Annotated in this window: 11 protein-coding genes; 4 read left to right on the forward strand and 7 right to left on the reverse strand. The window is 30.8% G+C overall.

Annotated features, from left to right (window positions below):
* Nucleotides 1–47: 47 nt before the first annotated feature.
* The 3 genes from B3I31_RS01945 to pafA form a co-directional block, all read right to left on the reverse strand.
* Nucleotides 48–1,217 carry a porin gene (locus B3I31_RS01945; RefSeq protein WP_291059642.1) on the reverse strand — a complete coding sequence of 390 codons (1,170 nt, stop codon included), beginning with the start codon at nucleotides 1,215–1,217 and terminating at the stop codon, nucleotides 48–50.
* A 54-nt stretch (nucleotides 1,218–1,271) separates the two neighbouring features.
* The gene (locus B3I31_RS01950; protein ID WP_286494817.1) at nucleotides 1,272–2,333 is read right to left on the reverse strand and encodes a linear amide C-N hydrolase; all 1,062 of its coding nucleotides are present in this window, start codon (nucleotides 2,331–2,333) and stop codon (nucleotides 1,272–1,274) included.
* A gap of 406 nt (nucleotides 2,334–2,739) precedes the next feature.
* Nucleotides 2,740–4,386 carry an alkaline phosphatase PafA gene (pafA, locus tag B3I31_RS01955; protein ID WP_286494818.1) on the reverse strand — a complete coding sequence of 549 codons (1,647 nt, stop codon included), beginning with the start codon at nucleotides 4,384–4,386 and terminating at the stop codon, nucleotides 2,740–2,742.
* Nucleotides 4,387–4,490: 104 nt separating this feature from the next.
* Between pafA and B3I31_RS01960 the strand changes: the two genes are divergently transcribed.
* The gene (locus B3I31_RS01960; protein WP_291059640.1) at nucleotides 4,491–4,976 is read left to right on the forward strand and encodes an SRPBCC family protein; all 486 of its coding nucleotides are present in this window, start codon (nucleotides 4,491–4,493) and stop codon (nucleotides 4,974–4,976) included.
* Between the two features lie 17 nt (nucleotides 4,977–4,993).
* Here B3I31_RS01960 and B3I31_RS01965 read toward each other — a convergent pair whose 3' ends face one another.
* On the reverse strand, nucleotides 4,994–5,200 hold the full coding sequence (locus B3I31_RS01965) for a hypothetical protein (protein ID WP_038334195.1): 207 nt from the start codon (nucleotides 5,198–5,200) through the stop codon (nucleotides 4,994–4,996).
* A gap of 136 nt (nucleotides 5,201–5,336) precedes the next feature.
* Here B3I31_RS01965 and fumC point away from each other — a divergent pair, with 136 nt between their 5' ends.
* The 3 genes from fumC to B3I31_RS01980 all read left to right on the forward strand — a co-directional run bounded on the left by fumC (nucleotide 5,337) and on the right by B3I31_RS01980 (nucleotide 7,728).
* On the forward strand, nucleotides 5,337–6,734 hold the full coding sequence (gene fumC / locus B3I31_RS01970) for a class II fumarate hydratase (RefSeq protein ID WP_180904387.1): 1,398 nt from the start codon (nucleotides 5,337–5,339) through the stop codon (nucleotides 6,732–6,734).
* A 128-nt stretch (nucleotides 6,735–6,862) separates the two neighbouring features.
* The gene (locus B3I31_RS01975; protein WP_038334185.1) at nucleotides 6,863–7,297 is read left to right on the forward strand and encodes an antitoxin Xre/MbcA/ParS toxin-binding domain-containing protein; all 435 of its coding nucleotides are present in this window, start codon (nucleotides 6,863–6,865) and stop codon (nucleotides 7,295–7,297) included.
* 2 nt (nucleotides 7,298–7,299) lie between these two features.
* Nucleotides 7,300–7,728, forward strand: coding sequence for an RES family NAD+ phosphorylase (locus B3I31_RS01980; protein WP_291087438.1), 429 nt, complete (start codon nucleotides 7,300–7,302; stop codon nucleotides 7,726–7,728).
* A gap of 60 nt (nucleotides 7,729–7,788) precedes the next feature.
* On the opposite strand, the gene B3I31_RS01985 is transcribed toward B3I31_RS01980, so the two are convergent.
* The 3 genes from B3I31_RS01985 to B3I31_RS01995 all read right to left on the reverse strand — a co-directional run bounded on the left by B3I31_RS01985 (nucleotide 7,789) and on the right by B3I31_RS01995 (nucleotide 12,945).
* Entirely contained in the window at nucleotides 7,789–10,191 is a 2,403-nt protein-coding gene (locus tag B3I31_RS01985; protein WP_286494820.1) for a heavy metal translocating P-type ATPase, read from the reverse strand.
* 85 nt (nucleotides 10,192–10,276) lie between these two features.
* Entirely contained in the window at nucleotides 10,277–11,533 is a 1,257-nt protein-coding gene (locus B3I31_RS01990; RefSeq protein WP_286494821.1) for a sensor histidine kinase, read from the reverse strand.
* Nucleotides 11,534–11,598: 65 nt separating this feature from the next.
* Entirely contained in the window at nucleotides 11,599–12,945 is a 1,347-nt protein-coding gene (locus B3I31_RS01995; protein ID WP_286494930.1) for a sigma-54-dependent transcriptional regulator, read from the reverse strand.
* Nucleotides 12,946–13,021 lie beyond the last annotated feature (76 nt).

Raw genomic sequence — 13,021 nt, forward strand, 5'->3', positions numbered from 1 at the left:
GGTTTTTAGGGAAGATTACAAGAAAAGTTAAGTTAGTTGTGGTTTTATTATAGGTTAAGTTTCTTATTAAATTGTCTAGATAAATCTAGTTTCATTCCCAATGTAAAAACACTTTGTTCTTTTTTACCAATATAATTTTTACCAAAAGAGATACGCTGTTCTGTATATAATTGTACATATTTCATCGGATAATATTCTAATCCTGTAATGAAATCACTTCGTCTGAAATTTTTATCAATGATTATATTTTCTACAGATTTCTTTGTTTCAGGAACATATAAATTATAACCTCCTAAAATTGAAAATTTATTTAGTTTATATTTCAACGCTGTCTTAAAACCTTTTGCATCAAAAACATATGAAGGATTAATTGTATTTTCAGATTGATATGAAATAGGTATAAAATCACCATTTTGCTGTAAAATTCCAAGTAGACTAACATCAAATTGTTTACTCGTATATTTTAAACCAATTGAATAAAAAGTTGGATGTCCTGATAAACCTAAGATATGATTATCATCAATTAAGTTTTGAGCTATAAAAGCACGGTTAAATGCAGCTCCAATACTAATATTTTGATTTAATTCTAATTGAGCTGAAAAACCAAAACCATCAATAATCTTATCATCATTTCCACCTTTTGTTTGGATTTGAGCACCAAATTGAAAAGCTTTAATTTTATTTCTATAAATTATTGATTGATCTGCTCGTCCTGTTCCTAGCAAACCACCATCTGTTCCACCTGTAAAAGTTGCAGAAGCGCGTCCTCCAAATACATTAAAACGATCTGTATAAGCTGTAACATCACGGTAAACACTCCATTGTTTACCAAATGTTATTTTACCATATTTAGACAAATCAATACCTAAGTAACCCAAGCGATTACCAAAAACTTGTTGTTTTTGTTCTGAAACAATTGTCAAAAGATCACTATCTAAATTTCCATCAACATTAAACGACGAGTTACCTTTGAACATATTTATTTGGAGTTCAATACCAGCTACAAATGCAATATTTCCTTTTTTTAGATTAATTTCAATTCCAGCACGAGAGGCATTTTCTTGTAGCTCCATTACTTTATCATGCACAGCAAGATGACCTCTCAAACTAGTGTAAGGTCTTATCGAAATATCAATTGTATCATTTGATTTTTGAGCATAAACAATAGATCCTAATAATAAAAAGGCAGATATAAAATGTTTGTTATTGGCAATCATATTGAATGTTGATTTAGAACTATTTGCAAGAAAAATATTGATTAATTTTTCGATCTAAATTCCAACAAATGTAAATGGTTTTGTATCACTAAAAAGTTGTGAAGTTTCGCCAGCATACGTTTCATTTTTACTTACGCTTAATCGTTTTGTTTTTGCATTTTTACCAAAATCAATTTTCTTTAAATCAACCCAAAATGTATTTGGAGTTTTTGTAGTTTCAAAGTAATAAACAAGATTTTTATGATCAGAAACTGATCTCCATCTTGTAGACGATATGTTAGGTTCTGCTTCTGAAGAAATTCCTAACGGAACCGATACATTTCTGATAACACTAAAAACACTTGCAGTAGAAGTGCGAGTATCAGCGGTTTGCGGAATTGCATTAATGTAATATGATGCTCTTACATAACGATCAGCAGCTCTGTTAGTTCCTGGTAACATAATTGTTCCTGGAATCCCTTTCCAATATTGATTAATTGCTAATTGCTCATCAAAAACTGGAGAATTTGTCATTACTGTATAAGAAGGATCATGGTGTATTTTTAATTTCCCGTTTACATATTCGAAAATTGCATTGTCTCCATTTGCATCAGAAATTGAAAGATGTAAAGTTGTAAATTTTTGAGTACCTGGAATGTAGTCAGAAACAATTACAAATTTTTCTTTTCTCAAATCATCTACAGCTTCTTTTACTGTAGCATAATTATCTAAAACATATTGTGCCCAAGCTGCAATTGTAACACCTGGCTTTGTTCCTTTTGGATTAAATTGAGGATACTGGCTTTCTACTAACCACAAAACATTCGCAACAAGTCCTTTTTCGTTCATGCCATCTGTTGTCGCAATGTCCCAAGCACTTGCAATTACACTTCCGTATTTTGAAGTCCATTTTTCCGAAGCATTTCCAACGTTGCCAGATCGATCTATACCTCTAGGAAAAACCCAAATATTTGCATCAATTTCATCTTTCCAATCCATAGAACGAGCTGTGATTACAGTATTTTCTGGACCTTTATAGACAACTCTTGTGCAAGCATCTAGTTGTGGAGATAATAAAAAAAATAGGTTGGTAGAAAATAATGTCAAAGTTAATTTACTTAAAAAAGTCTTTTTCATTATGATGTATTTAGAATATTAAAGTTATTAATTTAATTGGAGAAAATTATACTCTTTTACTAATATTGTGCAGAATATTAAAAATTATCCATTTATACAATGTTGTTTTTGGAATATTATAACGTTCTATAATTTCTCATGATTTTGTATAATTATCTTCTATTACAAATCAACGAAAAATGCTGATTTTCCTCTTAAAACAAATCCCTCATTACCCCCTCTTATTTATATTTTTCTCATTATCAATAATATGAGCTTATTATTTATCAAAATAATGTTATAGATGTTAATCGTTAATTTCTTTAATTATAAAATTTAAACAATTGAAATAGAGTAAATAATAATTATAGAAACAAAAAAAAACGCAACTAATTAAGTTGCGTTTTTAGAATTATCTTTTATAAGATTATTTTGGATTTGTTACTTCAGAAACTGGTTCGCCAATATTTCCGTTTGGCTCTTCTATATGTAGCAAAGCGGCAACTGTAGGTGCGATATCTGTCATATAAACACGGTTATTATTTTTACCATGTTTTATACCCCAACCCATCAAAACAAATGGAATGTGAGCATCGTAAGCCCCCCAAGTTCCGTGTGTTGTTCCTCCAGCATTTTGTTTTCCGCCGTACCATTGTGGTTCTAAAATATAAGTAATAGCACCGCTACGTTTACGATTGTAACCGTTAACCATTCGTTCTTTGATAATCGCAGGAATAGAAGCTTCTCCAATTTTATCCATATCAGCTACGAAAGAAACACCATCAACTTTTTGCATAAACTTTACGATTTCTTCTTTGATATCTTCTTCGTCTAATTTATTTTGTTCGATCGTTTGATAATTCAAATGAACCTGATAATTTGTCAATGAGCGTACAATATCAGTAGATTTGAATTTCTCTTGTAATTTAGCATTTAATGCTTTTTTTACTTCTCCAGTTGGAAAGTATCCTGCATTACCTTTTTTATCTTGGAAATATTTAGGATTATGAGCTCCACCATGATCTGCAGTTAAGAAAACTAAATATTGCCCTTTTCCAACTTTTTGGTCTAAGTGATTAAATAATTGTTCCAAGTCTTTATCTAAACGCAAATAAGTATCTTCGGCTTCGATTGTATTTGGAGAAAATTGATGTCCAACATAATCAGTAGAAGAGAAACTAACCGCTAAAAAATCTGTAATTCCTTTCTCATTTTGACCTAATTTTTCGTTATCAATAATTTCAATCGCGATATCTTTTGTTAACGAATTTCCGAAAGGAGTAGAGCGAATCAAACCTAAACCATTTTCTTTTTTCAACGCTTTCAAATCATAAGGAAATTGCATTTTATCTAATCCTTTATAATTTTCGCGATATGGATTTCCATCTTTTTCACTTTGTACATAAGTATCAATCGGATAAAGTGTGTTCCATTTGTCTAAATATTTTTCAGGAACTTTTTTATCGTTGAATTTTTGTAACCATTTTGGCAACTCATTCATATAAAATGTACTCGAAACCCAGTTACCAGATTCTCCATCAAACCAAAAAGCAGCATCAGCAAAATGACCTGCAGGTAATATTCCTCCACGATCTTTTAACGAAACTCCATATACTTTTGAACGGAAATTTGTTGATAATTTTAATTGATCAGTAACTGTAGAAGTTAACAAGTTTTTTGGAGACATTTTTCCTGCTTTTGATGAAGTTCCAACCCCATTTACAGCATCATCTTGCGTACAATACATTTCTTGTCCTGTTGCTTGAATGATAAAATCGTTCCCAGCAATTCCGTGAATAGCAGGCACAGAACCTGTATAAATAGTGCTATGACCGATAGCTGTATAAGTAGGTATATAAGGAATATAGGTATTTTCGTTGCTAAAACCTTCGTTTAACATACGATTGAAACCTCCTGTAGAATATCTATCTTGGTAACGATATAAATAATCCCATCGCATTTGATCGACAACGATACCAACTACTAGTTTTGGACGGCTAACCTCTTGTTGCGCATATAGCGAAAGACCAGCAAATAACCCTAAAACACTTAAAAAAGTTTTATTAAATTTCATTTTAAAAATTTTACACATAGCAAATGTAACAATTAAATTTTGGGCTAAATTTAAATAATAATTAAAAAATTAGTAAATTAAACAAAATCATAAAAAAATAGAATATGAGTGCAAAGCCTGTAGAAATAGTAGAAATTTTTGATGTTTCAATTGATAAAGTGTGGAATGCCTTAACGACAAAATCTGCTTTTGATAAATGGTATTTTGATATTAAGAAGTTTGTTCCAGAAGTTGGATTCGAATTTGAGTTTTATGGCGGATCGTATTTACATCACTGTAAAATAGTAGAAGTAGAGCCGACTAAATTGTTAGCTTATACATGGAAATATCCTGTCTACGAAGGAAATTCTGTTGTTACATTTATTTTGGATGAATTAACAGATGAAATTGTTCCGCAAACAAAATTAACGTTGATTCATGAAGGAATTGAAACTTTTCCGCCTGATGATAAAAATTTCTCGCGCGAAAGTTTTGAAGCTGGTTGGACAGAAATTATCCGAATTAGTTTGAAAAATTATTTGGAAGGAAATTATGAAGAAGATTCGAAAGTCGAATTAATAAAAAAAGGAACTTCGTCAAGTTCCTTTTAATTTTTTTTTACAGCTTATTATTTTTTGAATAATACTGTGATTCCTTCTTGATTTGGTAAAATCGGACGAGGATCTTCTGCTGTTACTATTCCAGCTTTTTCTTTTCTTAAATTCGCAACCCAAAATGGAATCCAAGAAATAGCCATCGTTGCAAAAAAGATGATACCCCAGAATCCGCATAAAGCGATTGTTAAGAATAATAAGAAACCTAAAAATTGAATCATGATTTTATTTTTATGTGATACAAACTTAGTAAATAAAATTTATAGAAATACTAACATTAATCACTTTTCTTTCATCAAACGATTTCTTAAATTTGTGAGATAAGTAAACAATATATAAATAATAAAAAATACCAAAATGGAATACAGAATTGAGAAAGACACCATGGGGGAAGTAAAAGTTCCTGCAGATAAATACTGGGGTGCTCAAACAGAACGTTCTCGTAACAACTTTAAAATTGGTCCTGCGGCTTCTATGCCTCACGAAATTGTAGAAGGTTTCGCTTATCTTAAGAAAGCTGCTGCTTATGCAAATGCTGAATTAGGTGTTTTACCAGTTGAAAAACGTGATGCTATTGCTGCTGTATGTGACGAAATTTTAGCAGGAAAATTAGATGATCAATTTCCTTTAGTAATTTGGCAAACAGGTTCAGGAACTCAATCTAATATGAATGTGAATGAAGTTGTTGCTAATCGTGCGCAAGTTTTAGCTGGATTCAAAATTGGAGAAGGTGAACCAGTTCTTAAAGCGAATGACGACGTTAACAAATCTCAATCTTCTAATGATACTTTCCCAACAGGTATGCACATTGCTGCTTACAAAGCAGTTGTTGAAGTAACAATTCCAGGTGTTGAGCAATTACGTGATACATTAGCTAAGAAAGCTGAAGAATTTAAATCTGTTGTAAAAATTGGTCGTACACACTTAATGGATGCAACGCCATTAACATTAGGTCAAGAGATTTCTGGATATGTAGCGCAATTAAATCACGGTTTAAAAGCTTTAAGAAATACACTAGAGCATTTATCTGAAGTTGCTTTAGGTGGAACTGCTGTAGGTACAGGTCTTAACACGCCAGAAGGATACGATGTTTTAGTTGCTAAATACATTGCTGAATTTACAGGTCATCCATTTGTAACAGCAGAAAATAAGTTCGAAGCATTAGCTGCTCACGATGCAATCGTAGAAACTCACGGAGCTTTGAAACAATTAGCTGTTTCATTAAACAAAATTGCAAATGACGTTCGTATGTTAGCTTCTGGACCTCGTTCAGGTATTGGAGAAATTATCATTCCAGAAAACGAACCAGGATCTTCTATCATGCCAGGTAAAGTAAATCCTACTCAATGTGAGGCGTTAACAATGGTTGCAGCTCAAGTTATGGGTAACGATGTTGCGATTACAATTGGAGGAACTCAAGGTCATTATGAATTGAATGTTTTCAAACCAGTTATGGCTGCAAACTTCTTACAATCTGCACGTTTATTAGGAGATGCTTGTGTGTCTTTTGATGAGCATTGTGCGCAAGGTATTGAGCCAAATTATGCTCGTATCAAAGAATTAGTTGATAATTCATTAATGTTAGTTACAGCACTTAATACGAAAATTGGTTACTACAAAGCTGCTGAAATTGCTCAAACAGCTCACAAAAACAACTCAACGTTAAAAGAAACTGCAATCGCATTAGGGTATGTAACTGCTGAAGAATTTGACGAATGGGTAAAACCAGAAGATATGGTTGGTTCTTTGAAATAAGAATTTTTAAATCATTATATAGGAAGAGGTTGCTTAGGCAACCTCTTTTTTTGTTAAATTTATTTAAATTTGAGAAAAAGTTCCTTTATTAAGTGGAAAAATTGTAACTTTAATAAAAGTTTAGAATTATGGCAACTGTTAAACTAAAAAAATACGAACAAATCATAAATGAAATCCCTGAAGTAAGAGATTTTACGAGTGTTTATTTTTACGTAAATCGTTATAATATTGATCAAAAATATATTCAATATCTTGATGAATTATCAACGTTAAAAGACGAAATAATCTCAAGTTGGTTAAATATCACAACGCGTACATACAGAAATTATAAAACGAAAGATGTTTCTCTAAAAGATAATACAAAAGAGCATATTGTTTTATTGATTTCTTTATACAAACACGGTTTGGAGGTTTTCAATACAAAAGATGATTTCGAGAAATGGTTAACGACGCCTAATGTTTTGTTAGATAAAAAATCGCCAGCAGATTTTCTTGATACAGTTTCAGGTCTGAAATTTATCGATAATCGTTTGACTGCGATAGAATACGGAGAAAACGTCTAACAATGTTAGTTTACAATATTCGTAAAGCGAGATATTCAAAATCATTACAAGCTTCTGGAGTTGCCAACAGATGGAATAAAAATGATGAATTTGTTATTTATGCAGGAAGTTCTCGCGCGCTTTCAACCTTAAAATTGGTGGTGCATAGAAGTTCTATTAGCATTGATAACTCGTACAAATTATTAGTGATAGAAATTGATTGCGAAGAAGATGAAATTTATGAAATTAAAAAGTCTAAATTACCTAAGAATTGGCAATCTGTAGAGGCTTATCCCGAGTTACAAGAGATTGGTTCTGCTTGGTATCAGGATTTTAAATATTTGGTTATCAAATTTCCATCGTCAATCATTCCAAAAGAATATAATTATTTAATCAATACAAAACATCCTGATTTTTCTTCAAAGGTTAAAATCAAAGAATTAGAAGATTAAAATCGACTAAATATTTAGCCGATTTTTTTATGAATATTTTAAAGTTTTTTTAAATCTTTTTTAAATCTTTTTATACTTTAACAATAAACTATTTGTTACAACACTTACACTACTCAAAGCCATTGCAGCACCAGCAATCATAGGATCTAACAAAAATCCGTTAATTGGATAAAGCACTCCAGCAGCGATTGGAATTCCTATTACATTGTAAATAAATGCCCAAAATAAATTTTGATGAATTGTTTTGACCGTTTGCGTAGATAAATTAATTGCATGATCGATTTTTGTCAAATCTCCGCCAATCAAGGTAACTTCTGCCACATCAATCGCAATATCAGAACCATTTCCCATCGCAATCGAAACATCCGCCTGAGCCAACGCTGCACTGTCGTTAATTCCATCACCAACCATTGCAACAACTTTTCCTTTTTGCTGCAAATCTTTGATAATACTCATTTTATCATTTGGTAAAGCATTTGCGACAACTTGATCAATTCCGACTTGTTTTGCAATTGCATTTGCCGAAAATTCGTTGTCACCAGTCACCATCCAAACTTCAATTCCTTTTTCGTGAAAAGCTTTAATAGCTTCAACAGAAGTTGCTTTTATTTCATCAGAAATTCCAATTAATCCCAAAACTTTTTTATCATTTCCAAAGAAAGAAGTAGTATAATTTTTAATCGAAAAATCTTGAATAGCTTGTTTTACATTTTCATCAATTTGAATATTTAATTCAGTAATCCAACTTGTTTTTCCAACATAATAAGTGTCATTTAAAATATTAGCTTTCAATCCTTTTCCAGATATATCTTCAATTTTTAGTTCAGGTAAAATATCTTGTTTTCCAATATGTTCTGTAATCGCTTTTGCCAAAGGATGTTGCGAATTATTTTCGATTGTATAAAGCATATTTTTAGCAGAATCATCAAACCAAATCAATTCTTGTACTTTTGGTTTTCCTTCTGTAATTGTTCCTGTTTTATCTAAAATAATTGTATCAATTTTCTTCGCTAATTCTAAACTTTCAGCATTTTTGATCAAAATTCCTTGCTCAGCACCTTTTCCCATTCCAACCATAATCGCGGTAGGTGTTGCTAAACCAAGCGCACAAGGACAAGCGATAACAAGGACAGTAATCATCGATAAAAGGGCCATTGTAAAAGCATTTTCTTGACCTAAAACTAACCAAGTAATGAACGTTAGAATTGCAATAATAATTACAATCGGAACAAAAACACCTGCAATTTTGTCTACCAATTGTTGAACTGGCGCTTTACTTCCTTGTGCATTTTTAACCGATTGAATAATTTGAGCCAAAAGTGTATCATTCCCTACTTTCAAGGCTTTATATTGAATAGGAGAGTTTTGGTTTAAGGTCCCTGAAAAAACATTTGCATCAATTCCTTTTTCAACTGGAATTGGTTCTCCTGTCAATGAACTTTCATCGATAAAAGATTCTCCCGAAACAATAATTCCATCAACCGCAATTTTATCTCCAGGTTTTGCAATAATCAAATCACCAATTTGTACATCTTCAATTTTCACTTCAACCTGATCTCCATCTTTCACAACCAACACAGTATTAGGTTGTAATCCGATTAATTTCTTGATCGCTTCGGAAGTATTTCCTTTCGCACGTTCTTCCATCAATTTACCAATCAAGATAAAAACGATGATTAAACCAGCAGCTTCAAAATAAGGATGCGCATGCAAACCTTTGCTGTGCCAATATTCTGGAAATAATGTATTGAAAACGCTAAAAAGATAGGCTACACTTGTACTCAAAGTAACCAAAGTATCCATATTAGCCGATTTATTTTTCAATTGTTTCCAAGCACCGACGAAAAATTGTTGCCCAAAAATGAAAAGAATTGGCGTAGAAAGTGCCCACATAATGTAATTTCCGTAAGGCATATCCATAAAAAACATTCCAATAATAAATAAAGGAACTCCAAAAATTAAAGCCCAAATCACTTTATTTTTCAGCGTTTTGTATTTTTCTTCGTGAAGTTGTTCTATTTCTTCATCTTGATTTTTAGACTCATCAATCACCAAATCATAGCCAACTTCTACTAAAGCATTTTTCAAATTTTCTGGAGAAACTAGAGTAGGAATGTACTCTATTTTTCCCATTCCATTTCCGTAATTCACTTCCGCATTTACAACACCTAACTGACGATTAAGATTCGCTTGAGAACTACTCGCACACGAAGCACACGTCATATTGAGAACGGGATACGATTTTTCGACAGAATCTATTTTGAAGTTATTTTGCTTTAAAGTTTCGTAGATTTTAGGGGAAACTTTCCATAATTTCTTTGCCGAAACGTTAATCGTTTTAGCATCTAAATTCACAGCATATTCATCAAGATTTTCTATTTCAGAAAGTAATTTATTGATGAGTTCAACATCTTTTTCTGAATTCAAATTGATAATCGGTATAGTAAGTGTTAGTGCATTCATAACAGTAATTTTATGGGACAAATTTCCAAAGATTTTGGCGAGAAAGTATTATATAATTAGAGGTTAAAGTTACACTTTTTACTAATTACTTTAAGATGATATTAAAACGTTTCACGCCATCATTTTGTTGATAATACAAATAACCTTTGTGCGCTTCTATAATGTTTTTGGAAAGTGTTAAGCCAATTCCTGCACCATCTTTTCGAGTTGTATAAAAAGGTAAAAATATTTTGGAAATGATTTCTTCATCAATCAATTGTCCAGAATCTTGAATAATAATTTGCAATCGATTATCAGTTTGTTTCGATGAAATTTCAATAGATTTAGTTTCTACATTTTCTAATGAATAAATCGCATTTTTGATTAAGTTAATCAAAACTTGTTCAAATAAGATACGATCAATTTCAACTTCAATATTTTGTGGAATTAAATTCTGAAAAACAATATTTTTTTGATGAAATTCAGCCGAAAAAGATTGTTCAATTCCTTGGACAATTTCATACAAATTTTGTAACGATTTAACAGGGTTTGGTAACATGGTCAATTTACGATATTGCTCTACAAACGTCTGTAAATGCTGACTTCTATTCATAATTGTATCCAAACTCAAACGAATATCATCATAATCATTTTTGTCTAAATGATTCGCTTCAAAATAAGTTTTTGTGGTATTTGCTAATGAATAAATAGGCGTCAAAGAATTGATGATTTCATGCGCAATAACTTTCATAATATTCATCCAAGCCTCTTTTTCAGTGGAATCAATCACGCGCTGAATCGAATCAATAAAAATAATCGCATATTCATCATGAGCAATCAACGTTTTTGTGTTCTGAATCAGATAAGTTTGTCGCTCTTCATCATTAATTTGTATGTCAATTGTACTTTTAAAATCATCAAATTCTTTATTTTCTAAAGTTTCACAAAACTGTGGAATCAATTTTTTTAGATAATTCCACGAACTTGATTTTGGAACGCTAAATATCTTTTGAAAATGATGATTGATAAATATAATTTTTCGATCATTTTCTTCTTTTTTAAGAATCAAAAAGCCAAACGGAACTGCATTCAATAATTGATGATAAATGATTTCTTTAGACGAATTTAAAACATGTTCTTCTCTAATTTTATGATATAATTTTAATACAGAATTGTCTTTTTTATATTGATTTTGATTAATATTTAAGCTAAAGTCATTGTACAATAAAGCATCTATAATTTTCTGATTTTTAGAAAGATAATTTTTAGAAAAATGAATTATTTCCGTAATCGAAACAATTGTAATAATACATACAAATGTAAATGAAAACCAATAATTTTTGATTCCAATAAAAGCCAACATAAACAAAAGAAATGCTAAAAAAAGTATTCTGAGTACTAACTGAAAAATAAGAGAATTGCGTTTCATTATTTATAATTCGTAATGTTATATTTTTCTAATTTTCGATATAAAGCAGCACGAGAAACACCTAAATTTTCGGCTGTTTTACTAATATTTCCTTCAAAAAAATGTAAACGTTCTACAATTTTATTTCGCTCTATTTCGTTCAAATTATTTGAATTATCTGTTATTTTTTGAGGAATAAATGTTGTGAAACCTATATTTTCAATCGTAATTTCATTTTCTTCAGCCAAAATAATTGCACGTTCGATTCTGTTTTGCAATTCTCGAATGTTTCCGTTCCAATCGTAGTTTTCTAATTGATGTAAAATTTGTTCATGGATAATAGGTTTTTCTACTTCATATTTATCAACATAAAGTTCTAAAAAATAATCAATCAAAGGTTTAATATCTTCTTTTCGTTCGCTAAGACTTGGCATTGTAACTGAAATTGTATTGATTCGATAATATAAATCTTCCCTAAAACGACCTTCTTTTACTGCATTTTCAAGATTCGCATTCGTAGCAACAATAATCCGAACATCAATTTTTCTTGGTAAACTTTCTCCTAAACGAATAATTTCTTTATTCTGAATTACTTGCAAAAGTTTTGCTTGTAAATGATTTGGTAAATTCCCAATTTCATCTAAAAAAATTGTTCCATTATTTGCTGCTTCAAATCGACCAATTGTATCTTCTTTTGCATCGGTAAACGCACCTTTTTTATATCCAAATAATTCACTTTCAAATAGATTTTCGTTTAAAGAACCTAAATCAACATGAACAAATTTTTCTGTATTTCGAGAAGAATTTTCATGAATTGATTTTGCCAAAACTGATTTTCCTGTACCATTTTCGCCTAAAATCAAGATTGTTGCATCGGTTTTTGCAATTTTATTGGTGATTTTATATACTTTTTCGATACTCGGAGAATTTCCGTAAAACAACTTATTTTCTTTCGCTTCTTTTATTTTCCTCGATTTTCTAAGTTGTTTTATCGCTTCTTTTATAAGATTAACTAATTTATCATTATCCCATGGTTTTAAAATATAATCAATCGCACCAAGTTTTAAACCTTCAACCGCAGTTTCTACACTTCCATAGGAAGTCATTAAAATTACTCTCGTTTTTGGTTGCGCATGTTGAATTTCTTTCAGCCAAAAAATTCCTTCTTTTCCATCTTCATAACCTGTTCTAAAATTCATGTCCATTAAAACAACATCAATTTCATTTTCTACCAAGATTTGAGGAATCTTTTTAGGATCAGAACAAGTGATAATTGTTTCGAATTGGCGTTTCAAAAGTAGTCGACTTGCAATTAATATTTCTTCTTGATCGTCTAAAATCAGTATAGTGGCTAAAGTTTTCTTCATATTCAGTTTTGTCATGTGTCCGTTTCTGAACAAATAAGTGTTCGTTTTCGGACAGTCTATTTTTTATATAATTTTT

The sequence above is a fragment of the Empedobacter sp. UBA3475 genome (genome assembly GCF_002378465.1).
GTDB classification, from domain to species: domain Bacteria; phylum Bacteroidota; class Bacteroidia; order Flavobacteriales; family Weeksellaceae; genus Empedobacter; species Empedobacter falsenii_B.

Coding starts and splice junctions, on each gene's coding strand:
- B3I31_RS01975 (WP_038334185.1), top strand. CDS start 6,863: ATGGCAACTGTTAAACTAAAAAAATACGAACAAATCATAAATGAAATC.
- B3I31_RS01945 (WP_291059642.1), bottom strand. CDS start 1,217: ATGATTGCCAATAACAAACATTTTATATCTGCCTTTTTATTATTAGGA.
- B3I31_RS01985 (WP_286494820.1), bottom strand. CDS start 10,191: ATGAATGCACTAACACTTACTATACCGATTATCAATTTGAATTCAGAA.
- B3I31_RS01990 (WP_286494821.1), bottom strand. CDS start 11,533: ATGTTGGCTTTTATTGGAATCAAAAATTATTGGTTTTCATTTACATTT.
- B3I31_RS01995 (WP_286494930.1), bottom strand. CDS start 12,945: ATGAAGAAAACTTTAGCCACTATACTGATTTTAGACGATCAAGAAGAA.
- pafA (WP_286494818.1), bottom strand. CDS start 4,386: ATGAAATTTAATAAAACTTTTTTAAGTGTTTTAGGGTTATTTGCTGGT.
- B3I31_RS01980 (WP_291087438.1), top strand. CDS start 7,300: ATGTTAGTTTACAATATTCGTAAAGCGAGATATTCAAAATCATTACAA.
- B3I31_RS01965 (WP_038334195.1), bottom strand. CDS start 5,200: ATGATTCAATTTTTAGGTTTCTTATTATTCTTAACAATCGCTTTATGC.
- B3I31_RS01950 (WP_286494817.1), bottom strand. CDS start 2,333: ATGAAAAAGACTTTTTTAAGTAAATTAACTTTGACATTATTTTCTACC.
- fumC (WP_180904387.1), top strand. CDS start 5,337: ATGGAATACAGAATTGAGAAAGACACCATGGGGGAAGTAAAAGTTCCT.
- B3I31_RS01960 (WP_291059640.1), top strand. CDS start 4,491: ATGAGTGCAAAGCCTGTAGAAATAGTAGAAATTTTTGATGTTTCAATT.